The following is a 21,322-nucleotide window of genomic DNA, read 5'->3' on the forward strand; positions in this document are numbered from 1 at the left end:
GGACCGCCCCTGGGGGCCGTCAACGACGTAGCGCTCGAGAGGTTCGGCGTGTCGCGGGACGGTGCTGAACCGTGACATGTCGCGGAGCGCTGAACCGTGGCCTTGAACTTCCGGTAGAGGGTTCCTCCACACCATAGCCCCCAACCTTCAGGTTGAACCTGAGGGTGGAGGTGGTGTGTCGTCGCCCGGTTCGGTGGGCCCCTCGGGGGTGGTGAAGTCCTCGGCGGTGACGTGGTCGAGAAAGTCGCGAAACTTCTCGACCTCCTTCTGCTGGTCGAGGTCGACGACCTCGACGCCGGCGGCCGCGACCACCTCGGCGGAGCACAGCACCGGGCTCTCGGTCCGCACGGCGAGAGCGATCGCGTCGGAGGCCCGCGAGTCGAGCCGGACGCCGGTGGACAGGACCAGCTCGGCGAAGAAGATCCCGCCGTCGAGCGCGACGATCTCGACCCGGTCGAGGTCGACGCCCACGGCGCCGAGCAGGTCGCGCAGGAGGTCGTGCGTCATCGGCCGCGGCGTAGCGACGCCGGCCTGCGCCATCGCGATCGCGGAGGCTTCGCGGGCGCCGATGACGATGGGCACGGCGAGCTCTGCCGCGGTGTCGAAGAGCAGCACCACGATCTCCTGGTCCCGCTGCTGCTGCCGCACCCCGAGCACCTCGACCGGCACCATCGGGGCCTCGGCCTCGTCGTCGCTCTCCACGCGTCAACGGTATTACGGCACGAGGTCGCACGCTCTGGAAGTCGTGCCGTCGGCAAGGGCTCAGCCGAGGGACGAGGTTCCTTCGCGGACCCAGGCGCTGTGCAGCCGGGCGACGAGGTCACCGAGCTCGTCGGCGAGGCTTGCCGCGTGCGCGCGGCCGTCCGACGTCTGCTGGCTGCGGTACGGAGCGACGACCTGGTCGACGAGGCCGACGTGGCGGTCGGCGGACGAACGCAGCGGCCGCAGGTGCCGGGGCTCGATGCCGTGCTCGGCCAGCCGGGTGGCGAGCCGCACCACCTCGGGCGCTCCGGCATCGAGATATCCCGAGGACGTGCGCAGCAAGCCTGCGGTGATCAGGGACCGGACGAACTCCGGCGGGGTGCTGGTCGCGTCGCAGACCGACTCGACGGTCCAGCGGCGACGGGCCGCGTCGGTCTCCCCCGCGACCGGCGGGGCGAGGCGCGGGGCAGGACCGGGGGCGGGCTCGCCGGCGTCCATCGCGGCGAGCCGTTCCTTGATGACCTTCAACGGCAGGTAGGAGTCGCGCTGCTCCGCCAGGACGAAGCGCAGCCGTTCGACGTCGGCAGGGCTGTACTGGCGGTAGCCGGCCGGCGTACGCACGGGCGTGATCAGCCCTTGCTCCTCGAGGAAGCGCAGCTTGGAGTGCGAGACGGACGGGAAGTCGCCGCGCAGCAGCGCGAGGACCTCGGAGATCCGCATCGAGGCCTGCCTCGAGATCCCGCGCGGCCAGGGCTCCGGGGCGTCGTCGGGCTCCGGGACCGGCTCGATCCCGGCCCCGAAGGTCACGAGACCGGCGCCTGGTCGTCCCGCGGCGCCTGCGGGCTCGCGTGGAAGGACATGCGGAACTTGCCGATCTGCACCTCGTCGCCCGTGGTGAGCTTCGCGGCGTCGATGCGGTCGCGGTTGACGTACGTGCCGTTCAGCGACCCGATGTCGCGCACCACGAACCGGTCGCCCTCACGGACGAACTCCGCGTGCCTGCGCGAGACGGTCACGTCGTCGAGGAAGATGTCCGCCCGCTCGCTGCGCCCCGCGATCGTCCGGTCGGAGTCCAGGAGGAAGCGTTCGCCGACCGCGCCGGAACCGTACTGCACCACCAGCAGGGCGGAGTGTCTCGGCAGCGCGGCCACCGCCGCGCCCTCCTCGGCGGTCAGAGGGATCCGGGGAGCCTGCTCCTCCGCGTGCGCACCGAGCCTACCGAGGTGGGCCGTCGTGTCGACGCCCGTCTCGTGCGGGATTGCGCGGGGGTCCGTCATCAGTCCTCCTGGCTGGGTCGGCCGGTCCGACGTGCGCCGTCGTCCGTCAAACCTACCCTCTCACCGGTCGTGGCGGGAAGCCGCACGAAGCGTCGCGGCGCGACTCATCCCTCGGGTCCTCGGGGCGTGGCGTACTGCGGCTCGGGCGGTTCGCGCACCGCGGTCACCTCGACCTCGTCGTGCTCGGTGATCGTGGCCTCGGCCCCGGCGGTGCGCAGGGTCGCCAGAGCACCGCCGGGGATCTCCAGCGCGGGGCTGAGCGTCGACGGGTCGCCGATGACGGTCCACCGGTACGGCGGGTCGAGCGCCTGGCCGTCGACGACGATCCCCTCGTCCGTGTCGCTGAACCACGTCGAGGTCACCAGGCGGATGCCGTCGAGCTCGACCACCTCCGCGCCCGCGTTGCGCAGCTCCTCGAGCACGTTGAACATCTTCGAGGCGTCCAGGAGGCCGCCCCGGTCGCGCACCACGATCTCCACGCCGGGTCCGACGGCGGGCAGGCGGCCCGACAGGATGCCCTCGGCGCCGGCGCGCTCCTCGGCCAGGTCGACCGCTGCCTGCGCCTGGCCGCTGCCCGACTGCAGCTCGTCGCGCGTCCCGGAGAGCTCGGCGACCTGCTCGGCCAGCTGTTCGGAGCGTTGCGTGACCTCGTCCAGGAGCCGCACGAGGTCGTCCTGGCGCGCGGACGACAGCGGGTCCTGAGCGGACTGCTGCACCTGGACGACGAGGGCGAAGCCCAGCGCGGCACACAGCACCGCGGCCAGGAGCTGCGACCGGTTGGCGCGCGGACGCATCGCACCGACCAGGGCTCGCCACCCGTCGGGCGGCGGCACGGCCGACGCGGCGCCGTCGTCGCCCCGCTCGTTCGCGTCGTGTCCTGCGGCGAGGTCCGGCACCTCAGGCACCGCCGGGACCGCACCCGTGCCCGGGCCGGGCCACGTCCCGGGCACGCTCGGGCTACCCGCGGAGGACGGCGAGCCCGCGCCGCGCTCGCGCGACTCCTCGGCGACCTGCGGGCCGGTGATCGTGGCCACGGGGACGGACAGGTCGAGGGGGTCCGGCGGGCCGGAGTGCTCGGCGGGACCGGCATCCTCGGCCCGGTCCGGCCCGTCGGCCTCCTCGGGGGCGCTCTGCGCGGAACCCGCCCCGTCCGGGGTCGCACCGGAGCCCGACGCGTCTCCCCCGCCGACCGGCGACGCATCGTGCTCGGCCTGCGGCTCGGGAGGTGTGTCCGCCGAGCCGTCGTGCTCGCGGCGTTCGTCGCTCATGCTCACGCCCTGAACAGGTGCCGTCGGATCGCTGCGGCGTTGGAGAAGATCCGGATGCCGAGCACGACCACCACCGCCGTCGACAGCTGGGAACCGACGCCCAGCTGGTCGCCCAGGAAGACGATGAACGCCGCCACGAGAACGTTCGACAGGAACGACACGACGAAGACCTTGTCGTCGAACAGCCCGTCGAGCTTGGCGCGCAGCCCCCCGAAGAGCGCGTCGAGCGCCGCCACCACGGCGATCGGCAGGTACGGCTGCAACGCGACCGGCACCGTCGGGTGCAGGACCATCCCTGCCACGACACCGATCACCAGCCCGACCACGGCGATCATGGAATCTCCTCCTGGCTCTCGTCCACGTCCGGCTCCACCGGTTCTGCGTAGCGCAGACCCTGCCCACCCACGCTCGGCAGGTCGATCTCGTCCACCGTGGCCATGCTCGACCCGATGCCCCACTCCGAGGACAGGTACTGGGTGTACGCCGGAGCGCCGGTCCGAGCGTACGCGGCCTGCATGTCCTCCGGGTCACCGACGGCGCGTACCACGTACGACGGGCCCGGCAGCGGCACCAGGTCGACGAGGATCGCCTCGCCCGCGTGCCGGATGGCCGACAACGACGTCAGCCGCTGGCCCCCCACGCTGACGGCCTCGGCACCCGAGGCCCACAACGCGTTGACGACCGTCTGCAGGTCGACCGCCTGGACTCGCGTGTCCGAGGCCGCGACGTCCGGGTCCAGGTCCGCGTCGCTGTCGCTCAGGGTGAGCTCCAGGCCCGGGCCGGACACCGCCGTGGCGCCCGTCACGACGCCGTCCAGACGCAACCGGTCCAGCAGCCCCTGGTCCGCGGCAGACAGCGCCGCCGACTGCAGCTCCTCGATCTCCTCGTTGAGCGCGACGGTCTGCGCCCGCAGCTCGTCCGCCGACTGCTGCCGCTCGGAGATCTCCTGCTCCAGCAGCTCACGGGCCGACGGCCCGTCGGACGGCGCCCTGAGCTGCTGCGCGGCCGCCACCGTCATGAGGCCCAGCAGCACGGCGACCAGCAGCAGCAGGAGCGTCCCCGCCCCCCGCGCAGGGGCCTCACCCGCCGCACGACGGCGGGCGGCCTCGGCGTAGCCCGCGTCCAGCGGCTTCTCCATGACCTCGACCAGGAGCGTCATGGACGCGTCCGGCCGCCGGTCCGGCGGTACCCGGGTCATCCCGGGCCCTCCTGACGATCACCCTGCTGCAGGACCAGCCGGCGCGTCTGCACGACGTAGTGCCAGCCGGCCAACCAGTACAGCCCGATGCCCCACCAGGCGAACGCCCAGCCCACCGCGTGGGAGACGGTGCCCACCGCCCCCGGCGTCTCGGCGAGGAGCAGCAGCGGGAAGGCGTACAGCAGCGCGAACGTCCCGGCCTTGCCGGTCATGCTCACCGCCAGCGGACCGTAACCGTGCCGAGCGAGGACCGGGGCGAGACAGGCCAGCAGCACGTCACGCAGCACCACCAGGGTCAGCACCCACCACGGCACCACGCCGCGCCACAACAGCCCGACGAGCGTGACCAGGATGAACAACCGGTCCGCCGCGGGGTCCAGCATCTGACCGAGCTTGGTCACCTGGTTCAGCCGCCGCGCGAGGAACCCGTCGAGCCAGTCGCTGGCGCCGGACACCGCCAGCACCACCAACGCCCACACGTCCTCGCCCGAGACGATGAGCACGGCGAACACCGGGACGAGCGCCAGGCGCGCCATGCTCACGACGTTCGGCACCGTCCACACGGCTGCGTCGCCCTGCCCTGCCTGCACGATCACCGCCTGTGTCCACCGAGTCCCCTGCCGCGCACATCCTACGCAGGACCGGGCAGAGCCTGCGGCAGTGGGCAAACTCACCGGGCACCTCACCACCGCCCGGCGCTCGCGACCCGTACGATGGGACCAATCCATCGGAGTTCGTCGTCCTCCCGCGTGTTCGTAGGCCCTGGCAGTCGATCAGACAGCCAGCCAGGTGCAGGTGTGTGTACGGGACCGAGCGACCGCCGTGCCGCAAGGCACGGCAGGACTCCCACCCCGCACCCGACGAAACGGTCACTTCGCCATGAGCACCCCTGACTCCACGCTGCCCACCGAGGCCCAGGTCACCTTCGCCGACCTCGACCTTCCCGCACAGCTGCAGAAGGCCGTCGACGACCTCGGCTTCACCACCCCCTCCCCCATCCAGGCCGAGGCGATCCCCGCCCTCCTGGCCGGCCGCGACATCACCGGCGTCGCCCAGACCGGCACCGGCAAGACCGCCGCCTTCGGCATCCCGCTGCTCGCCGCCGTCGACCCCGCCGCCGACGTCTCCCGCGGGCACGTCCAGGCCCTCGTCCTGGCCCCCACCCGCGAGCTCGCCATGCAGGTCGCCGACGCCGTCGAAAGCTTCGCCGCCCACATGCCCGGCGTCCGGGTGCTGCCCGTCTACGGCGGCGCGCCCTACGTGCCCCAGCAGCGCGCCCTGCGCGACGGCGTCCAGGTCGTCGTCGGCACGCCCGGCCGGATCATGGACCACCTCGAGCGCGGGTCGCTCCACCTCGACACCGTCAAGTTCCTCGTCCTCGACGAGGCCGACGAGATGCTCCGCATGGGCTTCGCCGAGGACGTCGAGAAGATCTTCGGCCAGGCGGCCACCGAGCGGCAGGTCGCCCTCTTCTCCGCGACCATGCCGCCCGCCATCCGCGCGGTCGCCGACACCCACCTGAACAACCCGGTCCAGGTCGCCGTCTCGCGCCAGTCCAGCACCGTCACCGCCGTCGAGCAGACGTACGCCGTCGTGCCGTTCCGCCACAAGGTCGGTTCCCTCGTGCGCGTCCTCGCCACCTCCGAGGCCGACGCGACCATCGTCTTCACCCGCACCCGTGCCGCCGCCGAGGAGGTCGGGGTCGCCCTCGTCGAGCGAGGCGTCTCCGCCGCGACCATCTCCGGCGACGTCGCCCAGAAGGAGCGCGAGAAGATCGTCGAGCGACTGCGCAACGGCTCCCTCGACGTCCTCGTCGCCACCGACGTCGCGGCCCGCGGGCTCGACGTCGACCGCATCGGCCTGGTCGTCAACTTCGACATCCCCCGCGAGCCCGAGGCCTACGTGCACCGTGTCGGGCGCACCGGCCGCGCCGGACGCACCGGCCGCGCGCTGTCGTTCGTCACCCCCCACGAGCGCGGCAAGCTCAAGCACATCGAGCGCACCATCCGGGCCAAGCTCACCGAGGTCGAGATCCCCTCCCCCCGCGACGTGTCGGCACACCGGGCCCGCACCATCCTCGGCACCGTGCCCGCACGCCTCGAAGCCGGCCGCCTCGATCTCTACACCGAGCTCCTGAGCGAGCACCTCGCCCCCCGCGAGGACGGCACCGCACCGGACGCCGCGCAGGTCGCGGCCGCGCTGCTGGCGCTCGCGGTCGGCGACGACGGCCCCGCGCACCGTGCCGCCCAGGAGGAGCACGAGCGGGAGCGCGCCGAGGTCAAGGGCGGGCGCACCCGCGAGACGCACCGGGCGGAGCGTGGCGACCGGGACGGCGACCGCACGCGTCGCCACCCGCGGGCCGACCGTGACGGCCGTGGCGAGTCGGGCCGCGGCATCCGCCGTCCGGCCGAGGGCACCCGCTACCGCATCGCCGTCGGGCACACCCACGGTGCCCAGCCGCGCGGCATCGTCGGTGCGCTGACGAACGAGGGTGGTCTGCGCGGTGGCGACATCGGCAAGATCGACATCTTCGGCAACTTCTCCCTGGTCGACATCACCAAGCCGCTGGACGACGCGACGATGAACCGCATCGGCCGCGCCAACGTCGCCGGTCGGCAGCTGCGGATCTCGGTCGACAAGGGCGCCCCGGAGCGTCGCGCACCCCGCACGGAGCGCCGACCGGCGCACGCCGCGCACTGAGCGAGGCAGGTCAGGGGCTGTCGGGGGCCTCGCCGAGCTGACGGGCCAGTGCCTGCAGCCGGCGGGCCTCCGCCATCCCCCGCTCGCCGTCGGCACGCTGGATCCCCATGACGGCCAGCGTGCCGCCGTCGGCGAGGTCGAGGATCACCCACGGGTCGTTCACCGTCAGCCGGACGGCGACCACCTCGGGCCACGCGACGCGCCGTCTGCGGACGATGTTGCGCACCGTGAGCCCTTCGGCGTCAGGCTTCGCGTGCACGCCACCCAGCCGCCAGAGCAACCACACCGCGAAGATCGCGAAGGCGCCGAGCGAGACGCGCGTCCCGGCACCGAGCAGGACGCCCTGCTCGGCGAACAACGCCACGAGCAGGCTCCCGCCCGCGGCGACGACGCCCGTCACGACGACCGCGACGCGCGTCCACCACGGACGGAAGGTCCGGAACCGGTCCTGCTGCTGCGTGCCGTCGTCGCTCATCGTCTACAGACGGCTCGCGTGGATACGGGTCACCAGGATGCCGCGCGCTCCGACGTCGTACAGCGCGTCCATGACCCGGTTGGTCTCCGAGCGCCGCACCATCGAGCGCACGGCGGCGGACTGCCCGTTGTGCAGGGGTGACACCGTGGGCGACTCGAACCCCGGCGTGACGGCCACGGCCGCGTCGAGCAGCTCGGTCGGCACGTCGTAGTCCAGCAGGACGTACTCCCGCGCGGTGATGACACCCTGCAGCCGACGGGTGAGGATGTCGATCCCGTTCGGGACCTCGTCGCCGGACCGGCGGATGAGCACGGCCTCGGAGCGCAGGATCGGCTCGCCGAAGACCTCGAGCCCGGCGGCCCGCAGCGTGGTGCCGGTCTCGACGACGTCGGCGATCACGTCGGCGACCCCGAGCCGTACCGAGCTCTCCACCGCGCCGTCGAGGTGGACGATGGCCGCGGGCTCGACGCCCTGCCGCGCCAGGTACCGCCGCACGATCGTGGTGTACGACGAGGCGACACGCTTGCCGGCGATCTGGGCGACCTCCTCGATCGTCCCGGCGGGAGCCGCGAACCGGAAGGTCGACCCGGCGAATCCGAGCGGGAGGTGCTCCACGGCGTCGGCGTCGGAGTCGAGCATCAGGTCGCGCCCTGTGATCCCGACGTCCACGGTCCCCGCACCGACGTAGACGGCGACGTCCCGCGGACGCAGGAAGAAGAACTCGACGCCGTTGTCGGCGTCGGCGAGCACGAGCTCGCGGCTGTCGCGGCGCTGGCGGTAGCCGGCCTCGCGCAGCATGTCGGTGGCTGGAGCGGAGAGCGAGCCCTTGTTGGGGACGGCGATGCGGAGCAACGGGTTACCTCGTTCGGATCGGGCGGGACGACGGCGATGGTGCGGATCGGAGCGCGCGCTGCGGTCCGGTGTCGGGCGACACCGGACCGGGCGCTCACAGATGCGCGTACACGTCGTCCAGCGTGAGCCCCTTGGCGATCATCAGCACCTGCAGGTGGTAGAGCAGCTGCGAGATCTCTTCCGCCGCAGCCTCGTCCGGCTCGTGCTCGGCGGCCATCCATACCTCGGCGGCCTCCTCCACGACCTTCTTGCCGATCGCATGGATGCCGGCGTCCAGCTGAGCCACGGTCCCCGACCCCGCGGGTCGGGTGCGGGCCTTCTCGGACAGCTCGGCGAACAGGGAGTCGAAGGTCTTCACCCCACCAGCGTAGACGCCGCCCCCGGTCGTCCAGGCTTCGTCCCGGTGCGCGGGACGGAGGTCACAGGTGTCATATCGGCGCTTGGCACACTATTTCTGTTGAAGGAACAAGGCTCCCCTGCTGCGGAGATGCTCGCTGATCCCCCGCCTCAGTGCGTGTGCTTGCTCGCCAGGTCCCGGAGCACGTCGATCTCCGCCGGGACGTCGTCCGCCCCGAACACCGCGGATCCCGCGACGAAGACGTTCGCCCCGGCGTCGGCCGCCCGCTCGATCGTCTCCCGCGACACTCCCCCGTCGACCTGGATGTGCACGTCGAGCCCCGACTCGCTGACGGCACGGCGTGCCCGCCGGATCTTGGGCAGGGTCCCCTCGATGAAGGACTGGCCGCCGAACCCGGGCTCGACCGTCATCACCAGGATCAGGTCCACCTCCGCCAGCAGGTCCAGGAAGGGCTCCACCGGGGTCGCAGGGCGCAGGGCGACGCCCGCCCGGGCACCCAGCCGGCGCAGCTCGCGTGCGAGCCGCACAGGCGCCCGTGCGGCCTCGGCGTGGAACGTGACCGTCGCCGCGCCCGCCTCGGCGTAGGCGGGCGCCCAGCGGTCGGGGTCCTCGATCATGAGATGCCCGTCGATCGGCACCGGAGAGATCTGCACCAGCCGCTCGAAGACCGGCAGGCCGAGCGTCAGGTTGGGCACGAAGTGGTTGTCCATGACGTCGACGTGCGCGGCGTCCGCCGTCGCGATGACCTGGAGGTCACGCTCGAGGTTCGCGAAGTCGGCCGACAGGATGCTCGGGTTGATCAGGGCTGCCATGGCTACCAGCCTAGAGCCGGGCGCCGGTCGGCACGTCCCGGCTCGCCCGCTCAGGGACCACGTCGGGCGTTGAGCCGGGCGGCCTGGCGCACCAGGTGATCGCGCTCCGGCAGGCTGGACGCCGCCCGCGCGGCGTCGGCGTAGAGCCGTGCCGCGGTCGCCGGGTCCCCGTCTCGCTCGTGCAGGTACGCGGCCGCCGCGGTGAACCGCGGCAGGGCAGGGTCGAGTTCCTCCAGCGCGGCGAGGCCGGCTCTCGCGCCGTCGGCCTCGCCCACCGCGACGGCCCGGTTGAGCCTGGCCACCGGGCTGTCCCTGACCCGCAGGAGCTCGTCGTACCACTCGACGATCTGCACCCAGTCGGTTTCCTCGGCCGTCCGGGCATCCGCGTGGAGCGCGGCGACGGCGGCCTGAGCCTGGAACTCGCCGAGCCGGTCCCGCACGAGCGCCGCCTGGAGGATCTCGACCCCCTCGGCGATCAGGCGCGCGTCCCACCGCCCGCGGTCCTGGTCGGCGAGGGGCACCAGGCTCCCGTCGGCCCGGGTCCGGGCGGCACGGCGGGCGTGGTGGAGCAGCATGAGGGCGAGCAGTCCCGAGACCTCCGGATGGTCGACCTTCGCGCGGAGCTCGCGCGTGAGGCGGATCGCCTCGGCGGCCAGGTCGACGTCGCCCGAGTACCCCTCGTTGAAGACGAGGTAGAGGACACGCAGGACGGTCGCCACGTCACCCGCACGGTCCAGCCGGACACCGGCGACCGTGCGCTTGGCACGGCTGATGCGTTGCGCCATCGTCGCCTCCGGCACCAGGTAGGCCTCGGCGATCTGCCGCGTCGTCAGCCCGCCGACGGCCCGCAGCGTCAGGGCGACCGCCGAGGCGGGTGAGAGGGCGGGATGCGTGCAGAGGAAGTACAGCCGGAGCGTGTCGTCCGTCGATCCTCCCGGGCCCGGCGGCGGCTCGGCCCCGACCCGGGTCTCGCGCTGCCGACGGGACGCGTCCGCGCGGACCATGTCGAGGAACTTGCGCCAGGCGACCGTGACCAGCCACCCCTGCGGGTCCCGGGGCGAGCCGTGCGGCCACCGGCGCACGGCCTCGACCAGCGCCTCCTGGACGGCGTCCTCTGCCGTCGCGAAGTCGGCTCCGCGACGGCAGAGGACGCCGATCACCGTGGGCGTGAGCGCCCGCAGCAACGCTTCGTCCACCGGCTCACTCCATGACGGTCGGCGGTTCGGTGAGGAACGGCCGCAGCTCGAGCCACTCGTGGATCGGACGGCCCCCCGCACCGGGCGCCGCCGACAGCTCCCCGGCCAGCTCCACGGCTCGTTCCTGGCTCTCGACGTCGATCACCATCCAGCCCGCGATCAGGTCCTTGGTCTCCGGGAACGGGCCGTCGGTCACCGGCTGCCGCCCCTCGCCGTCGTACCGCACGAACATGCCCTCCGGGGAGAGAGCGTGACTGTCGACGTACTCGCCGGTGCCCTCGAGCCGGGCCGCGAAGTCGTTCATGTACTGGACGTGCGCGGAGACCTCGTCGGGCGTCCACCGGTCCATCGGCACGTCGTTGACCGAGGCCGGCGCACCCCGGTAGTGCTTGAGCAGCAGGTACTTCGCCATCGTTCGCTCCTTCGTCGTGGCGGCCGTCGTGGCCGCTCTCGTCCCGGGGACGGAGCCGAGCCGGCGTTCTCGACATCCGGTCACGCATCATCCTGACCGGGCCCCGGTACTCTCGCGCCGTGGACACACCCGCCGCCCGGCCGCTCGTCCGTCCCGCCACCCCGGACGACCTGCCTGCCGTCGCCGCGATCCTCGAGCCGTACGTGCTGGGCACCGCCGTGACGTTCGACGAGGATCCTCCTGGGGTCCCGGCCTGGGAGGCCCGGCTGGACGACCTGCACGACCGTGGGCTGCCGTTCCTCGTCGCGGAGGTCGACGGCGTCGTCGTCGGGTACGCCTACGCCGCTCCGTGGCGTCCGAAGGCGGCGTACCGGCATACCGTCGAGACGACGGTCTACCTCTCCCCCGCGGCGCAGCGGCGCGGGGTCGGCACCCGGCTGCTCTCCGCGCTGCTCGACGCGTGCTCCCTGGCCGGTGTGCGCGAGGTCGTCGCCGTCGTCGCGGACGACCCGGCAGCGGCAGGATCGCTGCCGCTGCACCGCCGCCTCGGCTTCGAGGTGGCCGGCGTGCTGCGCGACGTGGGGGTCAAGCACGGGCGCAGCGTCAGCACGATGCTGCTGCAACGCTCCCTCCACTGACGCTCAGCCCACCGACGTCCGCAGGACGTCCGTGTGGTCGACGACGGTCCGCCAGGCCTCGGCCGGGACGCCCGGGTGCCGACCGCGGTCGATCTCGTCCAGCGCGGTCCTGAGGTCGTCGAGCGTCCGCGCGACGACGCGTTCGGCACGACGGCGCGGCAGGCCCCACGAGACGCCCTCCGCGACGAGGTGCTCCCCCGTGATCGAGTCCATGTCCCGCTCCCCCGCGACGTCCATCGCGAAGACGCGCGAGGCGTGGGAGTGGTGCAGGTGCATCGAGACGTCGTAGGCGGGAGCGAGCGCGACGGTGCCGTCCTCGCGGCGGAGCAGCGAGATGTTCTTCGCATGGGCGTCGGTGTTCCCGAGCGCGAGGTTCAGCGCGGTGAGCGCCAGCAGCCGGTCCGGCCTGGCGCCGTCGTCGCGCAGGACCTGGGCGATCCGGGCGAGCGACGGCAGGGCGCGCCCGTGCTGGAACTTGCGCTCCGGGTCGCGGGTGTTGATGCCTAGCGCCTGGGCGGAGTCCTCCTGGTGGATGCGTCGCAGCCCGCCGGGCACGCCGTCGTCGGGCACCCGGTCGTAGCGGGTGACGACGATGCAGCGCATGTCGCCGAACGTCTCGACGCGCGCGTCGACCGTCGTCAGGCCGATGCGACGGGCGAGGTCGAGCGAGGCGGCCTCGGTGTCGACGAGGTCGGCGGTGGGCGATCCCGCGGCGCGGGCGACCTTGAGGATGTGGGTGGTCGGCTGCTCCGGGGAAGCCCGCCACCACCCGCCGTCGGCGTGGACGAGGCCGATCTTCGGCTCCATCCCGGGCAGCGAGCTGGTGAGACGTTGCGTGCGGCCCTGCCCTCCGGCACGGGCGACGCTCGCACGCAGGAGTGTGGCGATGCCCGCCCCGTCGAGCGGCTGGTCGCTGACGGTGCCCGATCGCGGCGCGGCACCGACGGGGACGAACTCGAGCGCACCGACGGTGTCCCCGCCGTAGGCACTGAAGAAGCCGACGACGTCCTCGGGGTCGACTCCGGCGTCCATGGCCATGTGGTCACGGACGCGCCCTTCGGGCATCAGCCCGTCGAGCCACGCGGTGACGCGGGCAGGCGGCGGAGGATCGTCCGGGTCCATGGGCAGGAGGTGGGAGAGCACCCGGGCGCCGTAACCCCAGCGGACGACGGCGTCGGGGTCCCAGGTGAGCTCGACGCGGGGTGCGGCACGACCCACGTCGCGCGCGGTGAAGCGCGCAACGCGACTGCCGTACAGCCATGCGTCCAGCTCAGGCGTCAGCATCGGCCGTCCGCTCCTCCAGGCGTACGTCGATGCCGAGCTCGTCGAAGATCTCGAAGAGCCGTGTGATGTAGAGGTTCCCGACGCCGGACTCCACCTCGGAGACGTACTGCCGGGTGAGGCCGAGCTCGTCCGCGAGCGCCACCTGGCTGAGGCCGCGTCGTCGGCGCGCCTGCTGGACGAAGCGTCCGAGGTCGCGTGGTCCTCGTGGCTGGGTCCAGCGGGACGGTTCGCCGGGCATGGCTCCTCCGATGACAGGCTATTCTGGCAGAAACGTTCTGCCACTTTATCCTGGCGAACGCCAGATCGCAAGGAATACCTGTCAGCCCGTCCGGCGCAGCAGCGTCAGGTGCATCGCGTCGGTGCCGTGCACGTGCGGCCAGAGCTGCGCGTCGAGCCCGTCCGCGCCGCCGCCGTCGGCCCCCAGGTCGATCTCGGCGTGCGGGACGAGCACGTCACGCACCGCGGCACGGGCGTCGAGGCGTTCGACGTCGTCGCGCCGGCGCAGCACGTCGTCCACCACGAGGCGGGTCTCGGCCAGGTGGGGCGAGCACGTCACGTACGCCACCACTCCCCCGGGTCGCACGGCGTCGAGGGCGGAGGCGAGCAGCTCGCCCTGCAGCCCGGTGAGCGTGCCGAGGTCGGCGGGCGTGCGCCGCCACCGGGACTCGGGTCGCCGGCGCAGCGCACCCAGGCCGGTGCACGGCGCGTCGACGAGCACGCGGTCGTAGGCGCCGGGTTCGTCGGAGCCCACCTCACGGCCGTCCCCGGTACGCACGGCCTCCACCGTCTCCTGGGGCACGGCGCGCAGCCCCTGGCGTACGAGACGTGTGCGGTGCGGCTGGACCTCGTTGGCCACGAGCCGGGCGCCCTGCCGGGCCGCGAGCGCCCCGAGGAGCGCGGCCTTGCCGCCCGGTCCGGCGCACAGGTCGAGCCAGCGTTCGTCGCGGCCCTCGAGCGGCGTGGCGGCCAGCGCGAGGGTGACGAGCTGGGACCCCTCGTCCTGCACGCCGGCGCGTCCGTCGGCCACGGGCTCGAGGGCGGCAGGGTCGGTCCCGGAGGCGAGCACCTGTGCCGTGGGTGCCCAGCGGCCGGGCGTGAGGCGCACGTCGGTCTCCGCGCTGCCGGTCAGCTCGTCGGGTCCGACCAGCCCGGGCCGCACGACGAGCGTGACGCGCGGTGCGGTGTTGTCGGCCTGCAGCAGGTCGGCGAGCTCGTCCACGGAGCGTCCGGAGCCGTGCAGGGCCTCGCGCAGGGCGCGGGTGATCCACACGGGGTGGGAGCCGGTCAGCGCGAGCGCGGTGGTCTCGTCCGGGGCTTCGGTGCGCAGCCGGTCGAGCCAGTCGTCGAGGCTCGTGCGCCCGACGGCGCGCAGGACGGCGTTGACCATCTGCGCCGGGCCTGCGCCGACGCGGTCGCGGCACAGCCCCACCGTCTCCGAGACGGCGGCGTGGGCGGGCACCCGCATGCCGAGCACCTGGTGGGCGCCCAGGCGCAGCACGTCGAGGACCTCGGGGTCGAGCCGGTCCAGGGGCCGGTTGACGCAGTGGGCCAGGATCGCGTCGTAGCGGCCCTGCAGGCGCAGAGTGCCGTAGGCGAGCTCGGTGGCGAACGCGGCGTCCCGGCCGGTGATGCGGCGCTCGCGCAGCAGCGGCGGGAGCACGAGGTTGGCGTAGGCGTCCGAGGCGTCGACCTCGCGCAGCACGTCGTAGGCGGCGGTGCGGGCCGGGTCGGTCGCCCGGCGGCGCTGCGAGGGTGCCTGGGAGGTGCGGTGTCCCTGGCTGCGGGAGCGGGCCGCACCGCGCTGGCGGCCGCGCGCGTCCCGCCGGTCGCCGTCCCGGTCCTCGTCACGGTGGACGTTCATCGCGTGCCTCCCAGCGCTGCGTCGGCGGCGAGCACGGCACGGCCGGCGCCGCGTGCCCAGTCGGCTGCCGGCATCGGCCGCTTGCCGACCGGCTGCACGTCGCCGAGGGCGACGGCGTGCGTGGCGGTGCCCACCAGCACCTCGGTCCTGGTGGCACGTACCCGGCCTGGCCCGAGGTCGGTGACCTCGGGCCGCGGGCGCACGGGTCCGACGCCGAGACGTGGCCCCGGCGTGTCGTCGTCGGCCGGGAGCGTGGTCCACGCGCCGGGGGCCGGCGTGACCGCACGGATGCGCCGGTCTACCGCGAGCGCCGGCTCGTCCCACTGCACCAGGGCGTCCTCACGGGTGATCTTGGGGGCGACCGAGGCGCCCTCGGCGGCCTGCGGCCGGGGTGCGAGCCGGCCGGCGCCCAGCGCGTCCAGGGTCGCCACGAGCAGCTCCGCACCGGAGACCGCGAGCCGGGCGAGCAGGTCGCCGGACGTGTCGCGGGGGCGGACGGTCTCGGTGGCGGTGCCGAGGACGGGTCCGGTGTCCATGCCCTCGTCGAGCAGGAACGTGGTGGCGCCGGTGACCTCGTCGCCGGCGAGGATCGCGTGCTGCACCGGGGCGGCACCGCGCCACGCGGGCAGCACCGAGAAGTGCAGGTTGACCCACCCGAGGCGGGGCACGGCCAGGACGTCGGGGCGTAGCAGGTGCCCGTAGGCCACCACGGGGGCGACGTCGACGTCGAGGTCGCGCAGGCGGGCGACGAAGTCCTCCCCGCGGGGCACGTCCGTGATCACCTCGATGCCCGCCTCCTCGGCGGCGACGCGCACGGGGCTCGGCACGAGGCGGCGACCACGTCCGGCACGGGCGTCGGCCCGGGTCAGGACGGCGGCCACCTCGTGCTGGGAGTCGATCAGCGCACGCAGCGCGGGGACGGCGGGTTCCGGGGTTCCGGCGAAGAGCAGACGCACCGCACAAGTCTAGGGCCGGCGCCGCACCGGGACGCCGAGGTCGGCGAGCGCCGTCCGCAGCGCGGGCGTGCCGGTGAAGTGCACGGCCTGGAACCCGACGGTGCGGGCGGCCTCGACGTTGCGGGCGGTGTCGTCGACGAAGACGGTGCGCCCCGGGTCGACGGCGAAGCGTCCGGCGGCGAGGCGGAAGATCGCCGGGTCGGGCTTGGCGACGCCCACCTGGCCGGAGACGATGACGTCACCCAGCCGACCGATGGCGGGTGCGGCCGGCACCGCGTGGTGGAAGGTGTCGGCGGCCCAGTTGGTCAGCCCGTACCGGCGCAGCCCGAGCTCGTCGAGCTCGTCGACGAGCTCCGCCGACCCGGGCACGGGGCCGGTGAGGGTGCCGGGGTACGCGGTGCGGTAGCGCTCGGCGTACGCGGCGAGGTGCGGTCGGGTGGCCTCCAGGTGGGCGACCGCCTCGGACCACGTGCGGCCCGCGTCCTGGGCGTGGTTGAACGCGGCGAAGTCGACGTCGGCCATCCAGGCGTCGACGGCGGCGCGGTCCAGTCCGTCGAACGCCCCGTAGGGGTCCCATCCCACCAGCACGTTGCCGAGGTCGTAGATCACGGCCTCGACCGGGCCGCGGGCGGTCGCGGGGTCGGTCGCCATCAGAGCATCTCCGCGGGGTCGAGCTGGACACGAGCGCTGCCGCCCTCGCGGCGGGCGGCGCGCACAGCCATCGAGGCGCGCAGCTGGTGGGCGAGCTCGGTGCCCTGGGCGAGCGGGACGCGCACCACGACACGTACCGCCGGCTCGAGCCGGGTGCCGTCGTCGGGCAGGTCGACCGGGCCGAGCACGGCCTCGGGCGTGGCGAGCCCGACGCGGGCGACGACGGCGCGCACCGCGTCGACCTGACCGGTGACGGCGGCGACGCGCACGGCGGGCGGCAGGTCCAGCTCGCGGCGCTCGTCCAGCTCGCGCTCGGCCAGACCCGGCGCGTCGAAGCGCACGAGGGCGCTGGTCGGGGCCGGCGCGGCGTCACCCACCAGCAGGACCTGCCCCTGGGGTGCGGGTCGCACCAGGGCGGCGGCGGCGAGCCAACGGTGCGCCGCCTCGGTGGCGGTGGCCAGGCCGGTGCCCGCCGTGGCGACCGCTGCGTCGAGCAGCAGCGCGGCGGCGTACCCGTCCTCGGCCACCGGTTCGGCGCCGGGAGTGGCGACCACGAGCGCCCGGGCCGCGTCGACGTGGTCCAGCACACCGCCGGGCGCGGAGGACGCCGACACCCGCACCGGGACGCCGGGGAAGGCGCGCCCCAGCTCCTCGGCCGTGCGCTCCGAGCCGACCCGCACGGCCCGCACCCGGTCGTGCCCGCACTCGGTGCAGCGCCACCCCCCGGCGAGCCGGCCGCACCAGGTGCACTGCGGCGTCGCGCTCGCCCCGCGCAGCCCCAGCGGGCCGTGGCAGTGCTCGCAGCGTGCCGCCGTCCGGCACCGCGCGCACGCCACCACCGGCAGGTAGCCGGTCCGGGGCACCTGGACGAGCACCGGGCCGTGGGCCAGCGCGTCGCGGGCGGCCCGCCAGGCCGCGCTCGGCAGCCGCGCGGCCGCACCGGCGCCCTCGCGGGCCAGCTCCACGGACGTCAGGGCGCGCACCCGCGGCGCCCGGGAGCGTACGACGTCGCGCGGGGCGCCGATCTCCTGCGCCCAGCCGTGCGCCAGCAGCGCCTGCGCCTGGACGGTCCGGCCGGGCGAGCCGAGCAGGAACGCCGCGCCCTGCAGCTCGCTGCGCAGCGCCAGGACCTCCCGGGCGTGCGGGTACGGGGCGTGCGGCTCGGCAAGCGTCTCCTCGCCGTCGCCCCACAGCACCACGAGGCCCAGGTCCGGCACGGGGGCGAACATCGCCGCGCGCGTGCCGACCACCGCCGCCGCCAGACCGTGCCGTGCGTGCAGGAACGCCCGGTAGCGCGGCGCGGGGCCGTCGTCGGCCTGCAGCCGCACCACGTCGGGCACGCCCGCGACGGCCAGCGCGGCGCACACCCGGTCGACGTCGCGGGCGTCGGGCACCACCACCAGGGCGCGACGCCCGCCCGCCAGGCACGCGCGCACGGTGTGCGCCACGGCGGCCGCCCAGTGCGGCGTGCGCGCCGGACCCTCGGGGCCGGCCGCCAGGCCCGGCAGAGGCGTCCACACGGCCCGCGGAGCCTGTCCGGCCAGCACCCGGCGACTGAACGCCTCCCCGCCCCGGTACGGCGCCCACACGCCCGCCCAGCCGTCACCGTCGGACGGGGAGGCAGGAGGCGGTGCCTGCCCGTCGTTCGTCTGCTCGGCGAGCGCGGCCAGCACCTCGGCCTCGACGCGGGCGTGCCGCGGTGGCACCGCGAGGCGCAGCACGTCCGACAGCGTCCCCGCGTACCGCTCGGCCACCCGGCGTGCCAGCGCCAGCACCTCCGGGGCCAGCACGGGATCGGGCGAGACGACACGCCGCAGGGCCACCAGCCGCCCGTCGTGGTCGGACGTCGCCGCGCGGCCCACGAGGTAGCCGCCGACCTCCTGCGGGCCGAACCGCGCGCGCACCCGCACGCCCGGCACGGCGTCGTCGGCCAGCGGGGCGGGGACCAGGTAGTCGAACTCGCGGTCGAGGTGGGCCGGGGCCAGATCGAGGACCACCCGGGCCACCGGGTCGACGGCGGCCGGACCGGCAGGCTGCTTCGCGCGGCCGCGCCTGCGGGGCGCCGGGGCCGCCGGCACGTCGTCGAGCCCGAGCAGCGCGGGCTGCTCGGGCTCGTCAGCGGTCGTCACGGGACCATGCAACCACGCACCGGCGCTCACACCGCGGCGCGCAGCGCGTCCACCCGGTCGGTGCGCTCCCAGGTGAAGCCGTCGAGCTCACGACCGAAGTGCCCGTAGGCCGCCGTGGTGGCATAGACGGGACGCAGCAGGTCCAGGTCGCGCACGATCGCCGCCGGGCGGAGGTCGAACACCTCGCCGATGGCCGCGCTGATGCGCTCGGGTGCGACCGTCTCGGTGCCGAACGTCTCGACGTACAGACCGACCGGGTGCGCCTTGCCGATCGCGTACGCCACCTGCACCTCGCAGCGCCGCGCCAGACCCGCGGCCACGACGTTCTTGGCCACCCACCGCATGGCGTACGCGGCCGAGCGGTCGACCTTCGAAGGGTCCTTGCCGGAGAAGGCCCCCCCGCCGTGCCGAGACATCCCGCCGTAGGTGTCGACGATGATCTTGCGACCCGTCAGCCCGGCGTCGCCCTGCGGCCCGCCGACGACGAACTTGCCGGTCGGGTTGACGATGAGGCGCACGTCGGACGTCGCCAGGCCCACGGACGCGGCCACCTCGTCGACCACGGGGTCGATCACGTGGTCGGCCACCTCGCGGAAGAGCTTGTCCTGCTCGATGTCGGCGTCGTGCTGGGTGGACAGCACCACCGTGTCCAGGCTCACCGGCCGGTCGCCGTCGTAGCCGATCGTGACCTGCGTCTTGCCGTCGGGCCGCAGCCCCGCCACCGCACCGGACTTGCGGACCTCGGCCAGCCGCTCCGCGAGGCGGTGCGCCAGCCAGATCGGCAGCGGCATCAGGGACGGCGTCTCGTCGGTGGCGTAGCCGAACATGAGCCCCTGGTCGCCCGCGCCCTGCGCGTCGAGCAGGTCGTCCGCCGTGGCCTCGGCGGCGCGGGTGCGGCGCTCGAGGGCGGTGTCGACACCCTGGGCGATGTCCGGCGACTGCTGCCCGATGGACACCGACACCCCGCACGAATCACCGTCGAACCCGATCACCGAGGAGGTGTAGCCGATGCCTCGGACCACCTCGCGCACGATCTGGGGGATCTCGACGTACGCCTCGGTGGTGACCTCGCCGGCCACGTGCACCAGCCCGGTGGTCACCATGGTCTCCACCGCCACCCGCGAGCGGGGATCCTGCGCGAGGAGCGCGTCCAGGATGGCGTCGGAGATCTGGTCGCACACCTTGTCCGGGTGACCCTCCGTCACGGACTCGGACGTGAAGAGGCGCAGCGCATCGCTCATGCCGCCCAGCCTACGTCCCCGGATGCCGTAGACCCAGCAGATCCACCCGAAAACGTCTCACAGCATGGGAACGTCTCACATGTCGGTCAGAATCTTGGCCACAGCGTCCCAGAGCCCGTCCGCGACCTCGCGCTTGGAGCCCGCGACGGCGGCCACCGTCTCACCGTGCGCGTCCAGCACCGTCACGTCGTTCACGTCCGTGCCGAACCCCAGGTTCTCGCCCACCGCGTTCACGGCCAGCAGGTCGGCGCCCTTGCGCCGTGCCTTCGCGCGCCCGTGCTCCAGGACGGAGGTCCCGTCGCCGCCGGTCTCGGCCGCGAAACCCACCACGACCTGGTCGGCGCGGAGACGATGCGCAGCCAGCTCGGCCAGGATGTCGGGATTCTCCACCAGCTCGATCGGGGCGGGCGACGAGCCCGCGACCTTCTTGATCTTGGCCCGCGGCGGAGCGCTCGGACGAAAGTCCGCGACGGCCGCCGCCATGACGACGGCGTCGGCGCTCTCGGCCGCGGAACGCACGGCCTCGCGCAGCTCGGCCGTCGAGCCGACCGCCCGCACCGAGACGCCGGCGGCGACCAACGGTGCCGTCAGGTCCGCGGCCAGGTTCGCCGCGACGAGCGTCACCTGCGCGCCCCGCGTCGCGGCCGCCTGCGCCAGCGCGACGCCCTGGCGTCCGCTGGACCTGTTGCCGATGAAGCGCACCGGGTCGATCGGCTCGCGCGTGCCACCGCCGGACACCACGACATGCCGGCCGGCGAGGTCGTGCCGGACGGAGGCGTCCGCCCCTACCGCCGCAGCCTCCAGCGCCGCACGAGCGATGTCCTCGGGCTCGGGCAGGCGGCCCGCGCCGGTGTCGGCGCCGGTCAGCCGACCGCTGGCCGGCTCGATGACGTGCACGCCCCGGCCGCGCAAGGTCTCGACGTTCGCCCGCGTGGCCGGGTGCTGCCACATCTCGGTGTGCATGGCCGGGGCCATCACGACCGGGCAGCGGGCGACCAGCAGGGTCGAGGTGAGCAGGTCGTCCGCGCGGCCGGCCGCGGCCCGGGCCAGCAGGTCCGCGGTGGCCGGTGCCACCACGACCAGGTCGGCCTCCTGGCCGAGCCCGACGTGCTGGACGCCCGGGACGTCGTCGAACACCTCGGTGCTGACGGGCTCGCCCGAGAGCGCCTCGAACGTCGGCGCGCCTACGAACCGCAGCGCGGCAGCGGTCGGCACCACGCGCACCGCGTGCCCCTGCTCGCGCAGGAGCCGCAGCAGAAGCACCGCCTTGTAGGCGGCGATGCCGCCGCTCACTCCGAGCAGGATCCTCATC

Annotated in this window: 23 protein-coding genes; 2 read left to right on the forward strand and 21 right to left on the reverse strand. The window is 74.1% G+C overall.

Features of this window, described 5'->3' with window-relative positions:
• Positions 1 to 147 precede the first annotated feature (147 nt).
• From ACWAT2_RS00970 to clsA, 7 genes are all read right to left on the reverse strand, one after another.
• On the reverse strand, positions 148 to 672 hold the full coding sequence (locus ACWAT2_RS00970) for a bifunctional nuclease family protein (RefSeq protein ID WP_402372087.1): 525 nt from the start codon (positions 670 to 672) through the stop codon (positions 148 to 150).
• Between the two features lie 90 nt (positions 673 to 762).
• The gene (ftsR, locus tag ACWAT2_RS00975; RefSeq protein WP_402371803.1) at positions 763 to 1,509 is read right to left on the reverse strand and encodes a transcriptional regulator FtsR; all 747 of its coding nucleotides are present in this window, start codon (positions 1,507 to 1,509) and stop codon (positions 763 to 765) included.
• Entirely contained in the window at positions 1,506 to 1,979 is a 474-nt protein-coding gene (locus tag ACWAT2_RS00980; RefSeq protein WP_402371801.1) for an FHA domain-containing protein, read from the reverse strand. The genes ftsR and ACWAT2_RS00980 overlap by 4 nt, the downstream gene beginning before the upstream one ends.
• Before the next feature lie 104 nt (positions 1,980 to 2,083).
• The gene (locus tag ACWAT2_RS00985) at positions 2,084 to 3,247 is read right to left on the reverse strand and encodes a DUF881 domain-containing protein (RefSeq protein ID WP_402371799.1); all 1,164 of its coding nucleotides are present in this window, start codon (positions 3,245 to 3,247) and stop codon (positions 2,084 to 2,086) included.
• 2 nt (positions 3,248 to 3,249) lie between these two features.
• Entirely contained in the window at positions 3,250 to 3,582 is a 333-nt protein-coding gene (locus ACWAT2_RS00990; protein ID WP_402371798.1) for a small basic family protein, read from the reverse strand.
• Complete coding sequence (locus ACWAT2_RS00995) at positions 3,579 to 4,445, reverse strand: DUF881 domain-containing protein (protein WP_402371797.1); 867 nt, start codon at positions 4,443 to 4,445, stop codon at positions 3,579 to 3,581. The genes ACWAT2_RS00990 and ACWAT2_RS00995 overlap by 4 nt, the downstream gene beginning before the upstream one ends.
• A complete protein-coding gene (clsA, locus tag ACWAT2_RS01000) occupies positions 4,442 to 5,035 on the reverse strand; it encodes a cardiolipin synthase ClsA (RefSeq protein ID WP_402372086.1) in 594 nt (197 codons plus the stop codon). Before clsA ends, ACWAT2_RS00995 begins: the two co-directional genes overlap by 4 nt.
• A gap of 289 nt (positions 5,036 to 5,324) precedes the next feature.
• Between clsA and ACWAT2_RS01005 the strand changes: the two genes are divergently transcribed.
• Positions 5,325 to 7,145, forward strand: coding sequence for a DEAD/DEAH box helicase (locus ACWAT2_RS01005; protein ID WP_402371795.1), 1,821 nt, complete (start codon positions 5,325 to 5,327; stop codon positions 7,143 to 7,145).
• A 10-nt stretch (positions 7,146 to 7,155) separates the two neighbouring features.
• Here ACWAT2_RS01005 and ACWAT2_RS01010 read toward each other — a convergent pair whose 3' ends face one another.
• The 6 genes from ACWAT2_RS01010 to ACWAT2_RS01035 all read right to left on the reverse strand — a co-directional run bounded on the left by ACWAT2_RS01010 (position 7,156) and on the right by ACWAT2_RS01035 (position 11,250).
• Positions 7,156 to 7,620 (reverse strand): PH domain-containing protein, encoded by a 465-nt coding sequence (locus tag ACWAT2_RS01010; protein ID WP_402371793.1) that lies wholly within the window; start codon positions 7,618 to 7,620, stop codon positions 7,156 to 7,158.
• Positions 7,621 to 7,623: 3 nt separating this feature from the next.
• Complete coding sequence (hisG, locus tag ACWAT2_RS01015; protein WP_402371792.1) at positions 7,624 to 8,472, reverse strand: ATP phosphoribosyltransferase; 849 nt, start codon at positions 8,470 to 8,472, stop codon at positions 7,624 to 7,626.
• 94 nt (positions 8,473 to 8,566) lie between these two features.
• Entirely contained in the window at positions 8,567 to 8,830 is a 264-nt protein-coding gene (locus ACWAT2_RS01020) for a phosphoribosyl-ATP diphosphatase (protein ID WP_402371790.1), read from the reverse strand.
• A gap of 149 nt (positions 8,831 to 8,979) precedes the next feature.
• A complete protein-coding gene (gene rpe, locus ACWAT2_RS01025) occupies positions 8,980 to 9,642 on the reverse strand; it encodes a ribulose-phosphate 3-epimerase (protein WP_402371788.1) in 663 nt (220 codons plus the stop codon).
• Between the two features lie 50 nt (positions 9,643 to 9,692).
• Positions 9,693 to 10,838, reverse strand: a complete 1,146-nt coding sequence (locus tag ACWAT2_RS01030) for an RNA polymerase sigma factor (RefSeq protein ID WP_402371786.1) — start codon at positions 10,836 to 10,838, stop codon at positions 9,693 to 9,695.
• 4 nt (positions 10,839 to 10,842) lie between these two features.
• The gene (locus ACWAT2_RS01035; protein ID WP_402371784.1) at positions 10,843 to 11,250 is read right to left on the reverse strand and encodes a YciI family protein; all 408 of its coding nucleotides are present in this window, start codon (positions 11,248 to 11,250) and stop codon (positions 10,843 to 10,845) included.
• A 119-nt stretch (positions 11,251 to 11,369) separates the two neighbouring features.
• On the opposite strand from ACWAT2_RS01035, the gene ACWAT2_RS01040 reads away from it, so the two are divergent.
• On the forward strand, positions 11,370 to 11,888 hold the full coding sequence (locus ACWAT2_RS01040; RefSeq protein WP_402371783.1) for a GNAT family N-acetyltransferase: 519 nt from the start codon (positions 11,370 to 11,372) through the stop codon (positions 11,886 to 11,888).
• A 3-nt stretch (positions 11,889 to 11,891) separates the two neighbouring features.
• Here ACWAT2_RS01040 and ACWAT2_RS01045 read toward each other — a convergent pair whose 3' ends face one another.
• The 8 genes from ACWAT2_RS01045 to coaBC form a co-directional block, all read right to left on the reverse strand.
• Positions 11,892 to 13,172 carry a HipA domain-containing protein gene (locus ACWAT2_RS01045; protein WP_402371782.1) on the reverse strand — a complete coding sequence of 427 codons (1,281 nt, stop codon included), beginning with the start codon at positions 13,170 to 13,172 and terminating at the stop codon, positions 11,892 to 11,894.
• Entirely contained in the window at positions 13,159 to 13,410 is a 252-nt protein-coding gene (locus tag ACWAT2_RS01050; protein ID WP_402371780.1) for a helix-turn-helix domain-containing protein, read from the reverse strand. The genes ACWAT2_RS01045 and ACWAT2_RS01050 overlap by 14 nt, the downstream gene beginning before the upstream one ends.
• Before the next feature lie 81 nt (positions 13,411 to 13,491).
• Positions 13,492 to 15,033, reverse strand: coding sequence for an RsmB/NOP family class I SAM-dependent RNA methyltransferase (locus ACWAT2_RS01055; protein ID WP_402371778.1), 1,542 nt, complete (start codon positions 15,031 to 15,033; stop codon positions 13,492 to 13,494).
• Entirely contained in the window at positions 15,030 to 15,989 is a 960-nt protein-coding gene (fmt, locus tag ACWAT2_RS01060; protein ID WP_402371777.1) for a methionyl-tRNA formyltransferase, read from the reverse strand. Before fmt ends, ACWAT2_RS01055 begins: the two co-directional genes overlap by 4 nt.
• Positions 15,990 to 15,998: 9 nt before the next feature.
• Complete coding sequence (locus ACWAT2_RS01065; protein WP_402371776.1) at positions 15,999 to 16,640, reverse strand: HAD family hydrolase; 642 nt, start codon at positions 16,638 to 16,640, stop codon at positions 15,999 to 16,001.
• Positions 16,640 to 18,769, reverse strand: coding sequence for a primosomal protein N' family DNA-binding protein (locus ACWAT2_RS01070; protein ID WP_402371775.1), 2,130 nt, complete (start codon positions 18,767 to 18,769; stop codon positions 16,640 to 16,642). Before ACWAT2_RS01070 ends, ACWAT2_RS01065 begins: the two co-directional genes overlap by 1 nt.
• A gap of 26 nt (positions 18,770 to 18,795) precedes the next feature.
• Entirely contained in the window at positions 18,796 to 20,010 is a 1,215-nt protein-coding gene (gene metK, locus ACWAT2_RS01075) for a methionine adenosyltransferase (RefSeq protein WP_402371773.1), read from the reverse strand.
• A 75-nt stretch (positions 20,011 to 20,085) separates the two neighbouring features.
• Positions 20,086 to 21,321 carry a bifunctional phosphopantothenoylcysteine decarboxylase/phosphopantothenate--cysteine ligase CoaBC gene (coaBC, locus tag ACWAT2_RS01080; RefSeq protein WP_402371772.1) on the reverse strand — a complete coding sequence of 412 codons (1,236 nt, stop codon included), beginning with the start codon at positions 21,319 to 21,321 and terminating at the stop codon, positions 20,086 to 20,088.
• Position 21,322 lies beyond the last annotated feature (1 nt).

It is taken from the genome of Isoptericola sp. GX10416 (assembly GCF_056590155.1).